The sequence below is a fragment of the Streptococcus oricebi genome, from assembly GCF_017883985.1.
In the GTDB taxonomy this organism is placed as follows: domain Bacteria; phylum Bacillota; class Bacilli; order Lactobacillales; family Streptococcaceae; genus Streptococcus; species Streptococcus oricebi.
Genome location: NZ_PRDG01000005.1, coordinates 46,650 through 68,028 on the forward strand (window position 1 = coordinate 46,650; position 21,379 = coordinate 68,028).

Annotated in this window: 21 protein-coding genes and 1 pseudogene; all 22 read left to right on the forward strand. The window is 43.2% G+C overall.

Features of this window, described 5'->3' with window-relative positions:
- The first annotated feature begins 13 nt into the window (after nucleotides 1–13).
- The 22 genes and pseudogenes from nrdD to tagD all read left to right on the forward strand — a co-directional run bounded on the left by nrdD (nucleotide 14) and on the right by tagD (nucleotide 21,201).
- Nucleotides 14–2,221: an anaerobic ribonucleoside-triphosphate reductase gene (gene nrdD, locus C4K46_RS08355; protein ID WP_245335176.1), complete on the forward strand. Its 2,208-nt coding sequence runs from the start codon at nucleotides 14–16 to the stop codon at nucleotides 2,219–2,221.
- Between the two features lie 5 nt (nucleotides 2,222–2,226).
- Entirely contained in the window at nucleotides 2,227–2,388 is a 162-nt protein-coding gene (locus tag C4K46_RS08360; protein ID WP_209628460.1) for a hypothetical protein, read from the forward strand.
- Complete coding sequence (locus C4K46_RS08365; RefSeq protein WP_209628461.1) at nucleotides 2,366–2,863, forward strand: GNAT family N-acetyltransferase; 498 nt, start codon at nucleotides 2,366–2,368, stop codon at nucleotides 2,861–2,863. Before C4K46_RS08360 ends, C4K46_RS08365 begins: the two co-directional genes overlap by 23 nt.
- An 8-nt stretch (nucleotides 2,864–2,871) precedes the next feature.
- Nucleotides 2,872–3,384, forward strand: a complete 513-nt coding sequence (locus tag C4K46_RS08370; protein ID WP_209628464.1) for a GNAT family N-acetyltransferase — start codon at nucleotides 2,872–2,874, stop codon at nucleotides 3,382–3,384.
- Complete coding sequence (gene nrdG / locus C4K46_RS08375) at nucleotides 3,381–3,980, forward strand: anaerobic ribonucleoside-triphosphate reductase activating protein (protein ID WP_209628466.1); 600 nt, start codon at nucleotides 3,381–3,383, stop codon at nucleotides 3,978–3,980. The genes C4K46_RS08370 and nrdG overlap by 4 nt, the downstream gene beginning before the upstream one ends.
- A 9-nt stretch (nucleotides 3,981–3,989) precedes the next feature.
- Nucleotides 3,990–4,262 (forward strand): hypothetical protein, encoded by a 273-nt coding sequence (locus tag C4K46_RS08380; protein ID WP_209628468.1) that lies wholly within the window; start codon nucleotides 3,990–3,992, stop codon nucleotides 4,260–4,262.
- A gap of 560 nt (nucleotides 4,263–4,822) precedes the next feature.
- Nucleotides 4,823–5,953, forward strand: a pseudogene (locus C4K46_RS10580) (low temperature requirement protein A).
- Nucleotides 5,954–6,079: 126 nt separating this feature from the next.
- On the forward strand, nucleotides 6,080–7,531 hold the full coding sequence (gene cpsA, locus C4K46_RS08395) for an LCP family glycopolymer transferase CpsA (RefSeq protein ID WP_209628756.1): 1,452 nt from the start codon (nucleotides 6,080–6,082) through the stop codon (nucleotides 7,529–7,531).
- A 1-nt stretch (nucleotide 7,532) separates the two neighbouring features.
- Nucleotides 7,533–8,264, forward strand: a complete 732-nt coding sequence (gene cps4B / locus C4K46_RS08400) for a capsular polysaccharide biosynthesis protein Cps4B (RefSeq protein ID WP_209628473.1) — start codon at nucleotides 7,533–7,535, stop codon at nucleotides 8,262–8,264.
- Nucleotides 8,265–8,272: 8 nt separating this feature from the next.
- Complete coding sequence (locus tag C4K46_RS08405) at nucleotides 8,273–8,971, forward strand: Wzz/FepE/Etk N-terminal domain-containing protein (RefSeq protein WP_209628475.1); 699 nt, start codon at nucleotides 8,273–8,275, stop codon at nucleotides 8,969–8,971.
- A gap of 8 nt (nucleotides 8,972–8,979) precedes the next feature.
- Nucleotides 8,980–9,675, forward strand: a complete 696-nt coding sequence (locus C4K46_RS08410; RefSeq protein WP_209628477.1) for a tyrosine-protein kinase — start codon at nucleotides 8,980–8,982, stop codon at nucleotides 9,673–9,675.
- A 29-nt stretch (nucleotides 9,676–9,704) separates the two neighbouring features.
- Complete coding sequence (locus C4K46_RS08415; protein ID WP_209628758.1) at nucleotides 9,705–11,507, forward strand: polysaccharide biosynthesis protein; 1,803 nt, start codon at nucleotides 9,705–9,707, stop codon at nucleotides 11,505–11,507.
- Between the two features lie 22 nt (nucleotides 11,508–11,529).
- The gene (locus tag C4K46_RS08420) at nucleotides 11,530–12,132 is read left to right on the forward strand and encodes a sugar transferase (RefSeq protein ID WP_209628479.1); all 603 of its coding nucleotides are present in this window, start codon (nucleotides 11,530–11,532) and stop codon (nucleotides 12,130–12,132) included.
- Between the two features lie 12 nt (nucleotides 12,133–12,144).
- On the forward strand, nucleotides 12,145–13,017 hold the full coding sequence (locus tag C4K46_RS08425; RefSeq protein ID WP_209628481.1) for an NAD-dependent epimerase/dehydratase family protein: 873 nt from the start codon (nucleotides 12,145–12,147) through the stop codon (nucleotides 13,015–13,017).
- Nucleotides 13,014–14,153, forward strand: a complete 1,140-nt coding sequence (locus C4K46_RS08430) for a glycosyltransferase family 4 protein (RefSeq protein ID WP_209628483.1) — start codon at nucleotides 13,014–13,016, stop codon at nucleotides 14,151–14,153. The genes C4K46_RS08425 and C4K46_RS08430 overlap by 4 nt, the downstream gene beginning before the upstream one ends.
- Nucleotides 14,154–14,181: 28 nt before the next feature.
- On the forward strand, nucleotides 14,182–15,225 hold the full coding sequence (locus C4K46_RS08435) for a glycosyltransferase (RefSeq protein WP_209628485.1): 1,044 nt from the start codon (nucleotides 14,182–14,184) through the stop codon (nucleotides 15,223–15,225).
- A 14-nt stretch (nucleotides 15,226–15,239) separates the two neighbouring features.
- The gene (locus tag C4K46_RS08440; RefSeq protein WP_209628487.1) at nucleotides 15,240–16,121 is read left to right on the forward strand and encodes a glycosyltransferase family A protein; all 882 of its coding nucleotides are present in this window, start codon (nucleotides 15,240–15,242) and stop codon (nucleotides 16,119–16,121) included.
- 17 nt (nucleotides 16,122–16,138) lie between these two features.
- Nucleotides 16,139–17,278 (forward strand): EpsG family protein, encoded by a 1,140-nt coding sequence (locus tag C4K46_RS08445; RefSeq protein WP_275946381.1) that lies wholly within the window; start codon nucleotides 16,139–16,141, stop codon nucleotides 17,276–17,278.
- A gap of 16 nt (nucleotides 17,279–17,294) precedes the next feature.
- Entirely contained in the window at nucleotides 17,295–18,713 is a 1,419-nt protein-coding gene (locus C4K46_RS08450; protein ID WP_209628491.1) for an oligosaccharide flippase family protein, read from the forward strand.
- Complete coding sequence (locus C4K46_RS08455; RefSeq protein ID WP_209628493.1) at nucleotides 18,706–19,653, forward strand: WaaS/CpsH family glycosyltransferase; 948 nt, start codon at nucleotides 18,706–18,708, stop codon at nucleotides 19,651–19,653. Before C4K46_RS08450 ends, C4K46_RS08455 begins: the two co-directional genes overlap by 8 nt.
- Nucleotides 19,650–20,792, forward strand: a complete 1,143-nt coding sequence (locus tag C4K46_RS08460; RefSeq protein WP_209628495.1) for a CDP-glycerol glycerophosphotransferase family protein — start codon at nucleotides 19,650–19,652, stop codon at nucleotides 20,790–20,792. The genes C4K46_RS08455 and C4K46_RS08460 overlap by 4 nt, the downstream gene beginning before the upstream one ends.
- Nucleotides 20,793–20,802: 10 nt before the next feature.
- The gene (gene tagD / locus C4K46_RS08465; RefSeq protein WP_209628497.1) at nucleotides 20,803–21,201 is read left to right on the forward strand and encodes a glycerol-3-phosphate cytidylyltransferase; all 399 of its coding nucleotides are present in this window, start codon (nucleotides 20,803–20,805) and stop codon (nucleotides 21,199–21,201) included.
- Nucleotides 21,202–21,379: the final 178 nt, after the last annotated feature.

Genomic DNA, 21,379 nt, shown 5'->3' on the forward strand with positions numbered 1-21,379 from the left:
CGGAGGAACTGCCATGATTACTTTAAGAGAAGAAAAACAACTAACCAACCCCCAGATTTATGTGATTAAGCGTGATGGCCGGAAGGTTAATTTTGATTTGGACAAGATATATAAGGCCCTGGTCAAGGCTGCCTCTTCCATCAGTCAGATGTCCCCTCTAGTTGAGGCCAAGTTGGAAATGGTTTTAGAGGCTATTTTGACCGAGATTGCCAGCCGCTTTGCCGAGGATATTAAAATCTATGAAATCCAAAATATTGTGGAGCATGAACTTTTAAGAGCTAATGAATATGCCATCGCCCAAGCCTACATTGCCTATCGGACCCAGAAGGACTTTGAGCGCTCCCAGGCAACGGACATCAACTTTACTATTGACAAGCTCTTAAATAAGGACCAGACAGTGGTCAACGAAAATGCCAACAAGGACAGCAATGTCTTTAACACCCAGCGGGATTTGACGGCGGGGATTGTCGGCAAGTCTATCGGCTTGAAGTTATTGCCTAGCCATGTAGCCAATGCCCATCAAAAGGGGGACATCCACTACCATGATTTGGACTATAGTCCCTATACTCCCATGACCAACTGCTGCTTGATTGACTTTGAAGGAATGTTGGCCAAGGGCTTTAAGATTGGAAATGCTGAGGTGGAGAGCCCCAAGTCTATCCAGACGGCTACTGCCCAAATCTCACAAATTATCGCCAATGTCGCTTCTAGCCAATACGGGGGTTGCTCAGCCGATCGGATCGATGAGGTCCTGGCTCCCTATGCGGAAAAGAATTATCAAAAGCACTTAGCCGATGCCCAAAATTGGGTCCTGGCTGACAAGCAAGAGGACTATGCCTGGTCCAAGACCCAAAAGGACATCTATGATGCCATGCAGTCCTTGGAATATGAGATTAACACCCTCTTTACCTCCAATGGTCAGACTCCCTTCACCTCGCTAGGTTTTGGTCTAGGAACCAATCGTTTTGAACGGGAGATTCAAAAAGCTATTTTGCAGATTCGGATTGCAGGTCTTGGGGCTGAACATCGGACAGCTATTTTTCCCAAGCTTATCTTCACCCTTAAAAGGGGACTTAATCTAGAAGCAACTAGTCCCAACTATGACATCAAAGAGCTGGCCCTGGAGTGTGCAACCAAGCGTATGTACCCTGATGTCCTCTCCTATGATAAGATTATTGATTTGACGGGTTCTTTCAAGGTGCCCATGGGCTGCCGCTCCTTCCTCCAAGGTTGGAAGGATGAGCAAGGGCAGGAGGTTAACTCTGGCCGGATGAATCTAGGGGTCGTAACGGTCAATTTACCGCGGATTGCCCTAGAGTCAGAAGGGGACTTGACTAAGTTCTGGGCCCTCTTTAATGAGCGGATGAATATCGCAGAGGACGCTCTGGTTTATCGGGTTGAGCGGACCAAGGAAGCCAGCCCTAGCAATGCCCCTATCCTCTATCAATATGGGGCCTTTGGTAAGAGACTAGGCAAGCAAGACCAGGTGGACCAGCTCTTTAATCGCCGGCGGGCAACGGTTTCCCTAGGCTATATCGGTCTCTATGAGGTGGCTGCTGTCTTTTATGGTAGGGACTGGGAGACCAACCCTGAGGCCAAGGACTTTACAGTCCAGATTGTCAAAGAGATGAAAAAGTTGGTGGGGGAATGGTCTGACCAGTATGACTATCATTTTTCAGTCTATTCGACTCCTTCAGAGAGTTTGACGGACCGTTTCTGCCGCTTAGATAGGGAAAAATTTGGCCTGGTGCCTGATATTACCGATAAGGAATACTATACCAATTCCTTCCACTATGATGTTCGGAAAAATCCTACCCCCTTTGAAAAGTTGGACTTTGAAAAGGTCTATCCAGAAGCGGGGGCAACAGGAGGATTTATCCACTACTGTGAATATCCTGTTTTGCAACAAAACCCCAAGGCCCTAGAGGCTGTGTGGGACTATGCCTATGACCGTGTGGGCTATCTAGGCACTAATACTCCGATTGACCGCTGTTACAAGTGTGATTTTGAGGGAGACTTTACTCCGACTGAGCGTGGTTTTACCTGTCCTAACTGTGGCAATAGCGATCCTAAAACGGTCGATGTGGTCAAGCGGACCTGTGGTTATTTAGGTAATCCTCAGGCGCGGCCTATGGTTAATGGCCGCCATAAGGAAATTTCTGCTCGAGTTAAGCACATGAACGGCTCAACGATTAAGTATTCTGGCAAAAAGGAGGCCTAATTGAAATGGGAAAATATCAATTAGATGACAAGGGCAAGGCCCTGGTTCAACGTTTTCATGAAAGGTATTCCAAGGGTGGCGGTGGCAAAAAAGAGCGTTTAGCCAGCCTGCGCCAGCAGTTCTTGGAGAAAAAAGGAGAACTAGGTGGAGCTAAGAAGACCGACTGAAGCAGACAAGATAACCATTATGGATATGGTGGCAGAGTTTCGGGCGGCCAAGAGTCCAGATGACGGCTTTTTCGGAGCTCAAGACTTTGTCTATGAGGATTGGCTAGCTGAAATTCAAGCAGCAGAAGTGGGACTGGGCCTGAGAGACGGTTTTGTCCCCTACATCCAGTTTGTCGCCTTTGATCAAAAAGGGAAAGCATTGGGCTTTCTCAATCTGCGCTTGCGCTTAAATAAGGCTCTCTTGGAGCGGGGTGGCCATATTGGCTACTCAATTCGGCCGAGTGAGCGGGGCAAGGGCTATGCCAAGGAAGCCTTGCGCCAAGGTTTGCGACAAGCTAGCCAAAAAAATATCAAGTCGGTCCTGGTGACTTGTTCGCCAGACAATGAAGCCAGCCGGCGGACGATTTTAGCCAATGGTGGCATTTATGAGGATACCAGAGCTGGGGGAGAACGTTACTGGATTGATTTAGACTAGGAGTAACTATGGAATTAAGACGACCAAGCCTAGCCGATAAGGCGGCTATTATTGATATGATTGATGAGTTTATTGCCGCGCGCAGCTATATGCATGGAGGTCTAGGCTCGACCTGGCAATTAGTCGAGACTTATGAGGACTGGCTGGAACTCATTGCCCAGCATGAGCAGGGAGAGAATTTACCCGAGGACTGGCTACCCGCAGCACAATTTGTTACCTTCGATGATCAAGGGCGGGCATTGGGCTTTCTCTCTATACGTCTGGCCCTCAATGAGCGGACCTTTGTCGAGGGTGGTCATGTCGGTTATTCCATTCGTCCGAGCGAGCGCGGCCAGGGGCTGGGCAAAGAACAGCTCCGTTTGGGCCTGCTAGAAGCCAAAAAGCTGGGCCTTGAGCACCTTTTAATCACCTGTGATGAGGACAATCTGGCCAGTAAGCAGGTGATTTTGGCCAATGGCGGTCAATATGACAATAAGATTGAAGGAGTAGAGCGTTACTGGCTAGATTTGGAGGAGCTATGAACAATCCCAAACCCCAGGAATGGAAGAGTGAGGAGCTGAGCAAGGGCCGTATTATTGACTATAAAGCCTTTAATTTTGTGGACGGAGAAGGGGTCAGAAATTCCCTCTACGTCAGTGGCTGTATGTTTCATTGCGAGGGTTGCTATAATGCAGCCACCTGGTCCTTTAATGCCGGCATCCCCTATACAGAAGAATTAGAAGAACAAATCATGGAGGATTTGGCCCAGCCCTATGTGCAGGGCCTGACCCTGCTGGGTGGAGAGCCCTTTTTAAATACGGGGATTTTAATTCCCCTCATCAAGCGGATTCGTCGGGAACTACCAGACAAGGATATTTGGTCCTGGACGGGCTATACTTGGGAAGAGATGATGTTAGAGACAGAGGACAAACTGGAAATGCTCGGTCTGATTGACATTCTGGTAGACGGCCGCTTTGATCTTAGTAAGAAAAACCTGATGTTGCAGTTTCGTGGTTCTTCCAACCAGCGAATTATCGATGTTCAGGAGTCGCTCAAGGAGGAGCGGGTGGTCATCTGGAAGAAACTCAATGATGGAACAGCAGCCTATGAGCAGGTGAAACGAAATGAAGTAATCTAGGAGGTTGAAATGGTTGAAAATATAGAAGATCCAATCGGGACCCTTATCTTTTTTGGAGGCCTCTTTCTACTGGTCCTCCTCTATGGCTTTCTGAAAGCCCTCTTGCTGCATCGGCGGGCTAGGCGCAAGGCCCGACAAAGAAGGGAAGATGACCTAGTTTTAGCCTATCTGGCCTGGGTCCAAGAGCAGGAGCAAGAGGCCCGCAGGGCCAGGATAGCCCAGGCGCGCAAGCAGGCGACGCCCAGCTTTCAGGATTTTGATTTAAGCCATTTACATAGTTGAGGTTGAGATAAACATCTTTAACCTTTCACAGCCCACGGGGCTGTTTTTTTGTGCTCGGCTTTATCCGCAAGGTTACACCGTCTAGGGGGCGTTTCTTGTCCCGTCTTGGCTAGCCTTATCCGCAACCTTCATCAGTTTACCGGACTGCTTTTTGAGACAAGTCTGGCTTGTTTTATCTGCAAGTTTCCCCGGCTTAGGGTCTGTGGATAGGGCCTCTCCAAGGGAGGGAATTTTCTTCCCTGGACAAAATTGTCCTGCTTTGGAGGAGAAACTGCTATAATAGATGACATGCTAAGTCTTCTAAGAGGAGACCTTTCTTGACCATTTCTTGCTTGATTTCTAGCAAATCGAGCACTTTGAACCTATTTATTTGAGGTTGTTGCCCCTTCAAGTAGGGGTGGAAGTAGTTGATTGCTACTTGCAGTGTCACTCATACTAGACTTAGGCCCGAGCTTGGGACTTTTTAGAAAAATCTTGGCTACTAACCTAGTGCTTGATCTTGGAAAAGTCTTTAAGTTAGCCTTTGGAGCTGGATATAGTTACTATTTAAAGGAGAAGATATGATTCACAAAAAAGTCGAGTTGACCGAATTGTTCTATGATTTGGTTTTTGTTTATGCGATTTCACAGATGACGGCCCTGATTCATCATTTACATCATGGGCTCGTTCCCCTGGCGGCCTTTGTTTCCTACTTGGTCGCCCTCATTGTCCTCATCAATACCTGGATGATTCAGACCGTTTTTACCAATCGTTATGGGAAAAATTCCTTTAGAAATATGGCCTTTATGCTCTTGAGCATGGCCCTGGTCCTGGCCCTGTCCAATAGTTTTTCCAGTGACTGGACTAATATTACTAATTTTTTCCACTTTAGCTTTTTAGTCATTGCCCTCAATGCCCTGCTGGCCTTGCAGTACATCTGGGAATATTTCCAGGCCAAGGACCAAAATAACCGTCGAGTGATTGGATTTTTCTCCTATCTCCTAGTAGCTAGGACTGGCTTGCTGGCTCTTTGCCTGCTTTTGCCCTATCCTTTTTCGGCCTTTCTCTCCTTTGTGGTCATTGTCTTAACCACCCTCATGCCCATGCTTTATACGGGCCTGATGGGCCTGGTTCCCACCAACTTTCCCCATCTACTGGAACGGCTCTCGCTCTTGGTGATTATTACCTTTGGGGAGATGTTGATTGGGATTGCTCCTTACTTTTAGCCGGCGGCCTTTTCTGTCCTGTCTGTCCTAGTCTTTTTGATTGTAGCTGGTCTTTTTCTCTTCTACATCATCGAGATTGACCACCTGATTGATGAAAGCGGTCAGGGAGCGACGGGAAATGCCCTTATCTACACCCATTATCTCATCTTTATCGGCCTCGGCATGGTTACTGTTTCCCTTGGCTTTCTCAAGGAAAAAGAAGTTCATCCCCTCTTTTTACTGGCCTTTCTCTTTATCGGTCTAGCCCTCTTTTACCTGGGGAGCTTGTTTCTAGCCATTCATAATCAGCCCGATCGGCGCTTGACCAAGAGGCTCTTGGGCTCCATGGGACTGGTAGCTTTCGTTAGCTTTTTACTGGCCTCTTTCTTGGCCTCAAATAGCCTATTCTTGGCTCTGTTGGTCTGCTTGATGACCTGGTCCTTGACCCTGCTATTTTTAAATTTTAACCGTCAGACAGCTAAAAAAAGACAGGAGAAGGTGGACTAGTTGGCCGCCTTCTTCCTTTTCTTCTCCCTTTTTTGTAAAAAATTTGGACATTTCTTAAAAAATTCTTAAAAAATGTTACCTTTTGTGCTATAATGGTATGGAGTAATTATGAAAAAGGATTTAGGGATGTCTAAGAAAAAAAAATCTCGTTTTTTAACTAAAAAACGGCTCAAATTGGTGAATTCTGCCCTGCTCAGCTTGTTTGTCTTGCTGGCAGCCTTGCTAATCTTTACAATTTTCCGCTATAATATTTTGGCCTTTCGTGCTCTAAATATTGTGGTTACTGGTTTATTGATAGGGATTGCTGCTCTAGCAACATATTTGATTGTTGCTGGAAGGGCTAGTCGATTTACTAGTTTGTTGCTGTTTTTTTCCTTGTTGCTTGGTTCAGGAGCCATGTATGCTCTGAAGGAAGTCGTGGACCTTTCAAGCGGTCTAAATTCCACAGCCAGCTATTCCGAGTATGAAATGAGCATTCTAGTTCCGGCCGATAGCGAGATTAAGGATGTCAGCCAGCTGAGTCAGGTCCTGGCTCCTCTGGGCAATGACGCTGAAAACATCAAGGCCTTGACCGACCATTTGAGCCAGACAAAAAAGCTCAATCTAGCTGTTGATAGCTCTCCCTCTTATCTAGCGGCCTACCAGTCCCTCATCAATGGGGAGGCTCCGGCCATGATTTTAAATTCAGTTTTTGAAAATGTTCTCCAGACCGAGCACCCTGACTATGCCGGCAAGGTTAAGAAGATTTACAGCTTTAAGCTTACCAAGCAGGTCGAGACGGCCAAGGAAAAGCAGGCAGCCAATGCGGATGTCTTTAATATCTACATTAGCGGTATTGATACCTATGGGGCTATCACTTCAGTTTCCCGTTCAGATGTCAATATCATTATGACCGTCAACCGTAAGACCAAGAAGGTCCTGCTGACAACAACTCCGCGGGATACTTACCTTCCGATTGCGGACGGTGGAGCCAACCAGGGGGACAAGCTAACCCATGCAGGCATCTATGGGGTAGATGCTTCTGTCCATACCCTGGAGAATTTTTATGGTATTGATATCAACTACTATGTCCGCCTCAACTTTAGCTCCTTCTTGAAACTGATTGACCTCCTGGGAGGGATTGACCTACAAAATGACCAGGAATTTACAGCTGGTGGTCAAAACTTCCCATTGGGACAGATCCATTTGAACTCAGAACAGGCCCTTATCTTTGTCCGAGAGCGTTACTCGCTCAGTGGTGGAGACAATGACCGGGGTAAAAATCAGGAAAAAGTAATCGCTGCGGTTATTAAAAAATTAACCTCGACAGATGCCCTGAAAAATTACCGGGCCATTATCTCAGGCCTCCAGGACTCTGTCCAGACCAATATGGCCTTGGAAACCATGATGAATCTGATTAACGGCCAGCTAGAGTCAGGTGGTAGTTACAAGGTTGAATCTCAAGCCTTGATTGGTACAGGAAGCAATGACCTGCCCTCTTACGCTATGCCGGGCTCTAACCTTTATATGTTGCAGCCAGATCAAGCCAGTCTAGCTAGCCTGAAAGAGGCTATCCAGGCTGTAATGGAAGGAAAATAAGATGATTGATATTCATTCCCACATCATTTTTGATGTGGATGATGGCCCCCGAGAGGCAAAGGAAACCCGGGCCTTGCTGCGTGAAAGTTACAGTCAGGGAGTCAGGACCATTGTTGCCACCTCCCACCGTCGCAAGGGCCTCTTTGAAACAGCTGAGGACAAGATTGCCAGCAACTTTAAACTGGTCCAAGACCTGGCCCGGGAAGTGGCTGAGGACTTGGAAATTTTATACGGGGCTGAAATCTATTATAGTAGCCAGGCCTTAAGCCAGCTAGAAAGAGGAGAAATCCCCCATCTAGCAGGGACTAGCTATGTCCTCATCGAGTTTAGTATGAACACCCCCTATCGGGAAATCCACCAGGGCCTAAGCAATATTTTGCGCCTGGGTCTGACTCCGGTTGTTGCCCATATCGAGCGCTACCATGCCTTAGAAAAAAATGCCAAGCGGGTCCGAGAGTTGATTAACATGGGCTGCTATACCCAAATCAATAGCTCCAGTGTCCTCAAGGCCAAGCTCTGGGGTGACAAGTATAAGTTTATGAAAAAACGGGCCCAGTTCTTTTTGGAAGAAGATCTGGTCCACTTTGTCGCTAGCGATATGCACAACCTCAAAGTTCGGCCCCCTTATATGCAGGAGGCCTACCAGTTGATTAGCCACAAATACGGCCAGTCAGCAGCAGACAGCCTCTTTAGAAAAAATCAAGAAATCCTTTTAAAAGATGAACTAATATAGGAGAAGAAATGAAAAACCAAGAAAATCAGGTGGTAGAGGTCGATCTACTATCCCTCTTGAAGACCTTGTGGAGAAGAAAGTTTCTCCTTCTTTTATCGGCCCTGGTCTTTGCTATCTTATCGCTAGGTTATAGCCTCTTTTTGGCCAAGCCTGTCTATGAAAGTACCACTCGAATCTATGTAGTTAACCGCCAGCAGGCAGATACTAATGCCTTGACCAACCAGGACTTGCAGGCCGGGACCTATCTGGTAAAGGACTATAAGGAGATTATCCTATCTCAAGATGTCTTAGCCCATGTGATTGCTGACCTCAAGCTTTCCCTCACAAACACAGAATTGGCCTCTAAGGTTTTGGTGTCCGTCCCTACGGATACGCGGATTGTTTCCATTACCGTTAAGGGTTCAGATGGGGAAGAGGCTAGCCGGGTGGCTAATTCCCTGCGCCAGGCCGCAGCAGCCAAGATTATCGAGGTGACCAAGGTTTCAGATGTCACCACTCTCGAAGAGGCTCCAGTCCCTAAAAATCCTTCTTCACCCAATATCCGCAGAAATGTCCTAGTCGGCTTTTTAGCAGGAGCAGTCCTGATGGTGGTCGTGATTTTTGTGATTGAAGTCCTAGATGATCGAATCAAGAAACCAGAAGATGTGGAAGAAGTGATGGGGATTACCCTACTAGGAATTGTACCAGATACCAGTAAGTTAAAATAGGGGAAAACATGCCAATATTAGAATTATCAAGAAATAAGCGAGCATCAATCATTCAAACGGAAGAATACTATAATGCTCTAAGGACCAACATCCAGCTTAGTGGCGACAACATCAAGGTAGTGGCCCTAACCTCGGTCCAGCCCAATGAAGGAAAGTCGACGACCTCGACCAATCTAGCCATTGCCTTTGCGCGTGGAGGATATAAGACCCTACTGGTCGATGCCGATATCCGTAATTCCGTCATGTCAGGAGTCTTTAAGGCTAAGGGGAAAATTACCGGCTTGACCGACTACCTATCAGGCAATGCTGACCTATCTCAAGGCCTATGCGAGACCGATGTGGACAATCTCTCGGTCATCGAGTCTGGCCAGGTTTCGCCTAATCCAACAGCCCTCCTTCAGAGCAAGAACTTTAATAGTATGTTGGATATCCTGCGCAAGTACTATGACTACATCATTGTAGACACACCACCTCTGGGTCTGGTTATCGATGCGGCCATTGTGGCCCAGCAATGTGATGCTAGTATCCTAGTAGCAGAAGCAGGAGGGGTCAAACGCAAGTCCGTTCAGAAGGCCAAGAGCCAGTTGGAACAGACCGGGACACCGTTTTTGGGAGTGATTTTAAATAAGTATAATATCGAACTAGACCGCTATGGCTCCTATGGGAACTATGGCAACTACGGTAATTATGGGAAGAAGATGTAAGAAAGAAAAGAAGTAGGATTATTATGGAATTGACAAGGGGACAAAAAAGGATAATACTGATGATAGTGGACACTGTCCTCATCTATCTGAGTGGTTATGTGGCTTATTTTTTCCTGGCCAACTATATCCAAATCTCCAACCTAGCTCTCTTTCAAATATTGACCTATGTAGGTCTCCTTTATTTGGCAGTTGGCTCGTGTACAAAAATATTTTCGATTATCAATCGCTATACAGACTATAAGAGCTTAAGCAAGATTTCCTTAATCTTTATCGCTATCTATCTAACCTTATTTGCATCCGAATATCTTTTTGCTTTAAATCTGAGCGATCGTTTCTTGCTCTTGAGCTGTGTCTTTTCTATCTTGTTTGCAGTAGCCGTTCGTCTATCCTGGCGCATGTTTTATGAGTTGGAGAGCGGCCGCCGCAAGGGAGAATTAGCTGCTTCTTCCAGCCTTAGAACCTTGATTGTCGGGGCAGGAGACGGGGCAGACCTCTTCATTAAGACGGCCCTTAAGGGTTCCAAGGACTTGAAGATTGTTGCAATTGTGGACAAGAATAAGGAAAAACAAGGCACCTTCCTACATGGGATTAAGGTAGTCGGGACAGAGGAGAAAATTCCGGAAATTGTCACCAACTATGAAATCCAGCAGATTGTCATAGCCATTCCCTCTTTGAAGCCCAAGGAGTATGAAAAAATCTTGAACCTCTGTCAAGAGACTGGGGTCAAGGTCCAGGCCATGCCCAAGTATGAGGAGGTCCTCAAGGGCCAGCTCAGTGTGAGTAAGCTAAGAGAGATTGATATTGTGGACCTTTTGGGGCGCCAGGAAGTAGACCTAGACCAGTCCAGCCTCCTTAATAATATCAAGGACAAGACAATCCTAGTGACTGGGGCAGGTGGATCTATCGGCTCTGAACTTTGTCGCCAGGTGGCCAAGTTTGGCCCAGCACGTTTGATTTTACTGGGACATGGAGAAAACTCCATTTATCTGATTCATAAGGAACTCTCAAGCCAGTACAGGGGAGAAATTGAGCTGATTCCGATTATTGCAGATATTCAGGATCGGGAGCGCATCTTCTCAATCATGGAAAGCTATCGACCAGACCGGGTCTATCATGCAGCCGCCCATAAGCATGTTCCCCTGATGGAGTACAATCCTTTTGAAGCGGTAAAAAATAACATCTATGGAACGCTGAATGTAGCCGAGGCGGCCAAGGCAGCTGCGGTCAAAAAGTTTGTCATGATTTCGACAGATAAGGCGGTCAATCCTCCTAATGTCATGGGAGCAACCAAGCGGGTGGCAGAGATGATTGTCACCAGCCTCAATGAGGAGGGCCACACCCTCTTTGCTGCGGTACGCTTCGGCAATGTCCTGGGTAGTCGGGGCAGTGTCGTTCCCCTCTTTAAGGAACAGATAGCTAAAGGCGGCCCCCTAACAGTGACCGACTTTCGGATGACCCGCTACTTTATGACCATACCAGAGGCCAGTCGCCTAGTGATTCAGGCAGGGGCCCTGATGCAGGGGGGAGAAGTCTTTGTCCTGGATATGGGGCAACCAGTCAAAATCCTTGATTTAGCCAAGAAAATGATTACCCTGAGCGGCTATACAGAAGAGGATATTGAGGTGGTAGAAAGTGGGATTAGACCAGGGGAGAAATTACATGAGGACTTGCTCTCAGCTACCGAGAAAATCGATGAGCAGGTTTATGAAAAAATCTTTGTAGGCCGGGTCAATCAGCTATCCAAGGCCAGGGTAGATCAATTCATCGCTAGCCTTTCAGCCTGCGATGATGAGAAGTTAAAGCAAAAATTGCTGCAATTTGCCCAACAATAGAAAAGATAAAGGGGAGAATCCTGTGTATAAAATTGTAAAGCGAGTGCTGGACATCATTTTCTCTTTTCTGGGAATGATTTTTTTATCACCGCTACTAATCATCCTAATCCTAGCTATCAAGCTAGACTCGCAAGGGCCCATTCTCTTTAAGCAAAAGCGGGTTGGCCTCCACAAGAAGCATTTTTATATCTTGAAATTTAGGACCATGCGGATAGACACTCCCAAGGATACACCGACCCATCTCCTGGAAAATCCCGATCAGTGGATTACCAGGGTTGGTAAGTTTCTCAGAAAGACTTCCTTGGACGAACTACCGCAAATTTGGAATATCTTTGTCGGTGATATGAGTATCATCGGTCCCAGACCAGCCCTTTGGAATCAATATGATCTGATAGAGGAGCGGGATAAGTATGGGGCCAATGACCTCCTGCCTGGCCTCACCGGCTGGGCCCAGATTAACGGACGTGACGAACTGCCCATTCCCAAAAAGGCAGCCCTAGACGGCTACTATGTCAGCCACATCTCACTGGCTTTGGATATCAAGTGTTTTTTTGGAACCCTAATCAGTGTAGTTAAAAGTGACGGAGTGGTCGAAGGTGGGACAGGCAAGCTAAAAGAAAAATAGGAACTAAAGCGCGTGACTAGAAAATGGAAAGTTTTAATAACAGGGGAAAATAGCTATATCGGTCGTTCTTTTAAGACCTACCTTGAAAATGACCCCGCCTTTGAAATGGAGGAACTGGATGTTAGGGGAACTGCCTGGCAAGACTTTGATTTTTCCCAGGCAGATACGGTCTTTCATGTGGCCGGAATTGCCCATGTGGACAGTCGTAAGGCAGACCAGGACCTCTACTATCAGGTCAATACCCAGCTCACCGAAAAAGTAGCCAAGAAGGCCAAGGAAGCTGGCGTTCAGCAATTTATCTTTATGAGTAGTGCCATCGTCTATGGAGATAGCATGCACCAACTCAAGCAAGGCCGGATTACCAAGAATACCCAGCCTCAGCCCAGCAATCACTATGGAAAAAGTAAACTGCTGGCTGAAGAAAAGCTAAATGCTTTAGCCGCTTCAGACTTCAAAGTGGTCAATCTTAGACCACCCATGATTTATGGACCAGCTTCCAAGGGCAACTATCCGAGACTAGCAAAATTGGCCCAGGAAATACCCGTCTTTCCCAAGGTCAACAATCAAAGAAGCATGCTCTTTATTGATAATTTATGCGAGTTCATTAGGCTGATGATTGTCAACCAGGAGAGTGGAACCTTCCACCCTCAAAATAAGGACTATGTCAATACCTCCCAGCTCGTCGAGGCAATCGCTAAGGCCCACCAGAAGAAAATCTGGCTAGTCGGTGGCTTTGCTGGCCTACTGGCCTATCTTTCCAAACACCAATTTACCCTTAATAAACTATTTGGTGATTTAGTCTATGACCAAGACTTGTCTAGCTATTCGACGGACTATAGTTTGGTGGGGTTTGAGACTTCGATAGAGAGAACAGAGCAAGAATGAAAAAAGCCTTGATACTAGCTTCAGTAGCTTCAATGATTGACCAGTTTAATAGGGAGAATATCAAAATTTTACAGTCATTGGGCTATGATGTTCACGTAATGACTAATTTTACAGATAGTGGAACAATAACAAGTGAAAAAAGCAATTTATTAAAGTCAGACTTAAAAGCCATGGGTGTCACCTACTTTAACATCCCTTTTAAGAGGAGTCCCTTTCAGTTGGAGAATTTGACAGCTTATAGAAAGGTCAAGGACCTGATGAAAAAAGAAGGTTATTCCTTGCTTCATTGCCACTCTCCCATCGGAGGGATTATTGGTCGACTGGCTGCTAGGGAAAATAAGATTCCGACAGTTATCTATACAGCTCATGGTTTTCATTTTTTCAAAGGAGCCAGTAAATTAAATTGGTTGATTTATTATCCGATAGAGAAACTTTTTTCTCGCTTGACTGACATCCTTCTTACCATAAATGAGGAGGATTACCAGTTAGCCTCTAAAAAAATGAAAGCTAAAAAAATCCTTCGCTTGAATGGTGTAGGGATTGATAAAGAACGAATAAGGAGTCGGCTAGCCAGTCGATCAGACTTGAGGGCCAGATGGAACCTATCAGCCCAAGACATCCTGCTTTTGTCTGTGGGTGAGCTTAATGATAATAAAAACCAGCTGACTATCATCAAGGCTCTTGAAAAACTTAATAACCCAAGACTTAAGTATTTTATTGTCGGTAAGGGAGAAGGGCAGACTCCGCTTGAGAGTTATATCAAAGAAAGACCGATAGCTGACCAAGTGAAGCTATTAGGTTACTGTCCAAATATTGAGGACATCTACCCTCTAGCAGACCTTTTTTGTTTTCCCTCAAAAAGAGAAGGAATGCCAGTCTCTTTAATAGAAGCTATGGCCCTGGGTCTACCCTGCCTAGTCTCTGCAATCAGAGGGAATAATGAATTGATTATTGACGGTGAGGGCGGTTACCTACATGCTTATGATGATGTAGAGGCTTTTGCCGCTTCAATCGATAAATTGACAAAAAATCCTGAATTAAGAAAGAAAATGGGGGCCTATAACAGAAAAAGGGCTGACTTGTATAGCCAGGAAGCTGTTAATAAGGAAATGTTAAAAATTTATTCGGAGATTTAGAAAAAAGATTAGTAGAAAGATTGTTAAAATGTCGAAAATAAAGGTTGTACACATTCTCAATACAGGAAAATTTTCAGGTGCAGAAAATGTGGTGCTCACCTTGATGGAAGAAATGCGCCAACAAGTAGATGCCACCTATGTTTCCCTCGATGGTGAAATTGAAGAGATATTGCGTAAGAACAATCTGCCTTACTATGGACTGGAAACACTGAATGTTAAAAAACTAAAAAAAGCGATTAGCAATCTTCAACCGGATATTATTCATGCTCATGATTTTACCGCCGGAGTTATCGCTTCGCTTTCTACTTTTACTATTCCTATTATCAATCATCTGCACAATAATGCCCCTTGGATTAAGTCCTTGGGTCCTCGCTCCCTCCTTTATGCTTTATCTTGCTTAAGGTATAAAAAGATTTTAACCGTATCTCCAGCAGTCCTGCAAGAGTTTATTTTTGGGAATTTTTTTTCTAGTAAGAGTTTAGTTGTGGGCAATCCAATGAACTTAGAAAAAATAAGAAAGTTAACTAGGGAAAAAGTTCTAGATGAGCAGTTTGACCTGGTATTTCTAGGGAGATTAACCCCCCAAAAAAAACCAATTTTGTTTTTGGAAATTGTTCGAGAATTAAAAATGCAATATCCTGACATAAAGGCAGTTATGGTGGGTGATGGTGAATTAAGAAAAGAAGTTGAAGAGAAGATTAAGGACTTACAGCTAGCAGAAAATGTTAGATTAGTAGGCTTTCAAGTAAACCCTTATATTTACTTATCAGCTTCAAAAATGATGTGTATGCCCTCTGCCTGGGAGGGCTTTGGCTTGGCGGCGGTAGAGGCCTTGACTTTAGGAGTGCCGGTTATTGCCAGTCCTGTGGGAGGACTTAAGGATATTGTGAGGCCTGATTGTGGAGCCTTGTGTGAGGATAAAGGAGAATTTGTCGCTGAAATTTCTAATCTACTCTCTTCTGGAGAGAAGCTCGCGCGAAAATCCTTGCAGGCTCACAAGAGAGCTAATGACTTTGATAATCTAGAGGCCTATACCGATAGCATGTTGGCTCTCTACTCCCAACTATTATAATTTAGAGAGAATCTATGAAAAAAGGAATTACTATCTTTACCCCTACTTATAATCGGGCTCATACCTTGGAAAGGTTGTACGACTCCCTTTGTCGGCAGACCTCAAAAGAGTTTGAATGGTTAATTGTGGATGATGGTTCTGATGATGAAACAGCCGTCCTGGTCCAAAAATGGCAGCAAGAAGGTCGGCTAACTATTCGCTATCTCTACCAGGCCAATGCAGGAAAATCCCAAGCTCATAATCTAGGAGTAGAAAATGCAGGTTTTGAATTATTTTCATGTGTAGATTCGGACGACTACTTAGTAGACCAGGCTGTTCAAAGAATTTTGGAAGTCTGGCGGTCTTTGCCAAATGCGATTGGTATCGTTTGTCTGCGAGGAAAAACTTCAACTTCTCCTCTAACACAATGGAGAATGGAACAGGCTTATTCAACTTTAAGAGAGGCCTACCAAAGTAATTTGATACAAGGCGATACAATGCTAGTTTATCAAACATCGATTATAGCTAACTATCAATTTCCTAGTTTTAAAAATGAAAAGTTCGTTCCTGAGACGTACCTATATGACCAACTAGACCAGGTGGGACAACTTTATTTCCTTAAGGAAATACTCTATATCGGAGAATACCAAGCAGACGGCTATACCGCCTCTATGAAAAAAATTATTGCAGAAAATCCCAGAGGCTACGAGGCCTATATCCAACAAAGACTGGATTTAGATACTAGGATAAGAGACCTTATTGCAGATACGATTCGCTACATTGCCATTAAATTGGTAGTGCGAGATAATAGTTTATTTAAGGAAGCCAAGTATCCCGGCTTAACTGGAATATTATACCCCTTGGGTTTCCTATTTTTTAAAAAGTCCTACGCTCCTTATATAAATAGAAAGAGCTAGCACAAGGAAAGTTAATAATGATACCACTTATAATTTTTAGTAGTCTAATTTGCTTATATTATTTTTTATTTGCTAGGATTCACAATGATAGACTACTTGTTTATCCCATCAATTTGGGGATTTTAAACACCCTATTTCTATCAGCAAGTGCAGTTATCTTGATGACTGCTAATAGAATAGGCTATGATGCAGTCAGCTTTACTCGCTTCTTTTACTTCAGTAGAGACCATCATGCCAATTTATTTGACTACACCTATGAAATATTATCCAATATTATCATAGCGGTTACTAAATTTTTCCCGCTGATGACCTATCCAGTATTTCATGCCCTAGTTCTGGTCTTAACAGGCCTTATTTTCATTAGACCCTTATTGAAAACCTATGCTGTTAGCTTGGCTAGTGTTCTGTCTCTCTATATTTTGAGTGGGGTCTATGCTTCGGATGGTATGCAGTTTAAAAACTTTATTTCTGTTTCTATCTTACTTTATGCTTGTTATCAATTATTTAAGGGCGGGAAGTCAAAGCTATTAGCCTATTATGCTTGGCTCCTGTTAGCAGTTCTCTTTCATTTTTCTTTTGCAATCTATGCTTTCTTACCTTTGATTTTATGGAAACGACTCCAGAAGGTCAGCAATCTTTTTCCGATTATCGGCTCCCTTCTCTACCTTTCCTTAATGCTTGGGATTGACGGTTTTAAGGCCCTTATCGTCCTATTTGCCCAAGTCCCCTTTCTGGCCAAACTATCTATCTATGCTAGTCAAACGGCTGGAATCAGAAGTATCGTGCCGGTGGGGATCTATTGTTTGCTTTTATTGCTCTTGGAATATTATCGGAGAAGCAATCATTTTCTGACTGAGGATAAGCAGAGCCTGCTAGTTTCTACCATCTACATCTGGCGTTTATTGGGTATCTTACTACCAGCTCTTTATTTTGCTAATGCTCCCTATCGTCTATTTAGGAATGTGTATCTTATCGTCTTTCTGGTGGCTACAAATATTGTTTTAGCCTCCCCTATCCATACGCTGACTAGGATAAAAAATGCTCTTTTCCTATTAGTAGTGATTTTTTTAATTTATATGTATCCCATTTTGCTCGGACAAAATATTGATATTTATTCTCCAGTCCTAGATAATGGTGTGTTTTTCTGGTTAGAGTAAAAGAAAAGGAAGAAAAATGTCAGAAAAAGCAAGTGTCAAAAGGGCAGGTCTAGGCTATGTCATTGGAAATTACTTTATAAGAGGGATTGGCTTTTTAACGCTTCCTATCTTTTCGAGATTGATGTCTACCGAAGACTTTGGAATCTATAATACCTATCTATCTTACGAAACTATTCTCTTTGTCTTTGTCGGTCTGGCCTTACATACCAGTTATAAAAATGCTTTTGTTAAATTTGAGAACTCTTTTAACGAATATGTATCCAATACAATCTTATTAAGCATCATTAACACCCTCTTTTTTCTAGTATTGGGCCTGCTTGTTTCCTGGATTTACCCCAAGTTAACTCTTATTTATATGGTCCTTTTAGTCATTCATGCCTTTGCAACAGCTATTATTACGGACTATAATTCTTATGTTAGCCTCTATTTTAAATCGGGAAGCTATGTCAAAATGAGTAGTGCCAATGCCATTGGTAATATTCTCCTTTCCCTTATTTTGATTTTGACTGTTTTTAAAGGGGACCGTTCAATGGGAAGAATTGTAGGAACAGTCCTTCCGACTTTGATTATAGCCCTTATCTTAATCTTCCATTTCTTTAAATCAAGAAGACCGACTCTAAAGCGTGAGCATACTAGATTTGCCTTAAATTACAGTATTCCCCTTATTCCCCATGGTATTTCCCAGGTTATCTTGAGTTCGGTAGATCGGATTATGATTGCCAATATGGTCGGAAATGCCGAGGCCGGGATTTACAGTTTTGCCTATACCATCTACTCTTTAGTAGCAGTTACTTTTTCCTCTCTGGACCAGGTCTGGGCCCCTTGGTTTTATAGACAGTATAAGAAGGGAGATAAGACCCTTATCCGCTTAAGAGCCAGCCAGTATGCCTGGGCTATGGGAATTTTTACAGCCCTTATTATTTTAGTTTCTCCTGAAATCATTCTGATAGTGGGCTCGGAGACCTATCGGGAGTCCAGTTATATTGTGATTCCTATTGTAATAGGAGGTTATTTTTCCTTCTTATACACTCTTCCAGCCATTATAGAGTACTATTTTGAAAAAACCAAGTACATTGCAGGTAGTACCTTGCTAGCAGCCCTTGTGAATATTGCTTTGAATTACTTTTGTATTATCAGTTTTGGTTATCAGGCAGCTGCTTATACAACCCTAGTGACCTATGCTTTATACTTTATTCTTCATTACTATATATCTTATAGAATTAGTCAGCGCCAATCCCTGTATGACACCAAGCAACTTCTGTTAATTATTGCTTTTCTAGTCTTGATAGGTCTTTTGGCTCAAATCTTCTTGGAAAATCTACTTGTCAGAATCCTATTATTAGCTGTTCTCACCCTTATCTCCTGCTTCTATCTCTGGAGAAAGTTTAAAGTTCCTATTATGGAAAAAATACATAGAAAGTCAAAGGATGACTAAAGATAAAAAGTTTCTTTTATTATTTTTTAATGACCCCAGAAATAAGAATATTTTTCTAGACCACTTGAATCAAGAGGAGAATGTTCAGGCAGTCTGCGTTTTAAAACCAGTCAATGTGATTTTACGAATCATTCGTAAAATCCATTTACTGAGCGGTTGGCCAGGAATTGAGATTTGGTTTTTGCCATGGAAAAAAGACTTGGCAGCTTACGACTATATTGTAAGTATAGCTAGCCCCTATTCTCCCCGCATTCTAGACTGGATTTCTAAAAAGTTAAATAAAAAAGTAGGACTGATTAACTATTACTGGGACAGCATGGAAGTATCGGCCTATCCTTTTGTAAATTCAGACAAGTTTCAAAACTGGACCTTCTTTAAAGAAGACAGCCTTAAGTACAAGATGCGCTATAATCCACAGTTTTATATCGAAAAGAATCTCCTATCTCAAGAAGAAATCAAATATGATGTGACTTATGTAGGAGCTGATCGACAAGGAAAGTTAAAGAAAAGGACTGCCCTTGTCTTAGAAACTTATGACTTGCTGGGCAAATATAAGATAAGTTCTTATTTTCACTACCTGAGCAAAAACCCTAGCCTCCCTAAAGAGATACAAAAGGATTTTTTACTTACAGAGGAAGAGTATTATCGGATAAGCGCACAAGGACGGGCAGTGCTTGAGTTAATAGAGCCAAATATCCCTTGGGTCACCCTGCGCCCCTTGTTTGCCTTATCTAATCAGAAAAAAGTCATCACCAACAATCCTCGTATTGCTGATGAAAAGTATTATTCCAAAGAAAATATCTTTATTTTAGGGCAAGATAAACCAGAAGATTTGGCAGCTTTTATCAGGAGTGATTTCAGTCCGATTTCAGCCGAAAAATTGTCCTATTACAATGCGACTGCTTGGCTGCAGAGATTTTTAGAGAAAGAAGAAAAATGATAGTAGCTACCTTAAAACTAGTATTTAATATTTGCTTGTCAACCCTATCCTTCTTGATTCCCAAGTCAAATAAGTATATTATTGTTGGTGGCTGGGAAGGCAAGCGCTATTCAGATAATTCAAGAGCTATTTTTGAGTATCTGACAGAGCACCAAGAGACCCTGGGCCTTAAGAGAGTATTTTGGTATACCAATTCCCTCGAAATCTATCAGTCTTTGTCCTCCAAGGGCTACCATGTGCTGATGGGCTTGAATCTTAAGAGCGCTTTTTGGCATCTTAGAAGTAAGGTCCATTTCATTGATCAGAATCCTAGAGACATCTTAGGTTATCTATCAGTTAGGGCTCATAGAATCAACCTATGGCATGGAGTTCCCCTGAAAAAGATAGGGATAGATATTGTTGAAAATTATAAGCCCCAACCTCGCTGGTGGAAAAAATGGACTTCGGCCGGTTTCTGGGTGGACCAGTATCTTGTTGCCACCTCTCCTTTAGCTGCGGAACTATTGACTCATGCTATGGATTTGCCAGCAGAGAAAGCCCTACTCGCTTCTTATCCGAGAAATGCAGTCTTGCTCAAAGAAAAAGGCAAGCAACTGGGCCAGAATAGGCGGGTCTATTACTTACCAACTTTCAGAAATGATGGCCAAAGAAATCCGATATTAAATGAGGATTTATCTAGCCTGAATGAACTCTTGACTGAAAATCGGATTGAATTGAGTATCAAACCGCATTTTGCCTCGCTTGCTGATTGGAAGCTTGCTGATGATTTATCCAATATCCATGTTCTAGAAGCCAAGGAAGATGTTTACGAGGGATTACAGACCACTGATATTTTAATTACTGACTATTCTTCTGTCTTTTTTGACTTTTTATTGACAGGCAGGCCTATCTTATTCTTTCCTTATGATTATGAAAATTATAAAAATGATGAGAGAGGCTTTACCATGCCCTACAATGAAAACACCCCAGGAAAGAAAGTTTATACCTACCAAGATCTACTAAAATCTTTGCTGGAAATTAGTCAAGATCCAGATTCTTACAGGACTAGCTACCAAAGCCAGTATGAGGAAGTTTGTAAAAAAGTCCATCAATTCGTAGAAGAACCTAACTATGACAGTATTTTAAAATTTATAAAATAGGGGATTAAAAATGAAAAGAGTCATCACATACGGAACCTTTGATTTATTGCATTACGGCCATATCAATTTGTTGAGGAGAGCCAAAGAACAAGGAGATTACCTCGTTGTTGTCCTTTCAACAGATGAGTTTAATTGGGAGCAAAAGCAAAAAAAATGTTATTTTTCTTATGAGCAGAGGAAGCATTTACTGGAAGCTATCAGATATGTTGATTTAGTGGTACCTGAGACTTCCTGGGAACAAAAAAGAAAAGATGTTCATATCTACAACATTGATAGCTTTGTTATGGGAGATGATTGGCGAGGCAAGTTTGATTTTCTCAAGGAAGAAGGAGTAGAAGTTATTTATCTACCCCGTACCCCTGAAATCAGCACAAGCCAAATCAAAAAAGATTTAGAAAGCAAAAATTAAGAGCTTATGCAAAAGGACCGTCAAGTTTGACGGCCCTTTGTTTTTACTTATTTTGAAATGGAGTTAGGATTTTAGCAAAAGTTTTACGATAAAAGAAGCTGAATAAAGTCGCAAGTGCTACTACAATAATAAAGTTTATGACTACAATAGGATAGAAGTAAAAATTCTGATAGAATGT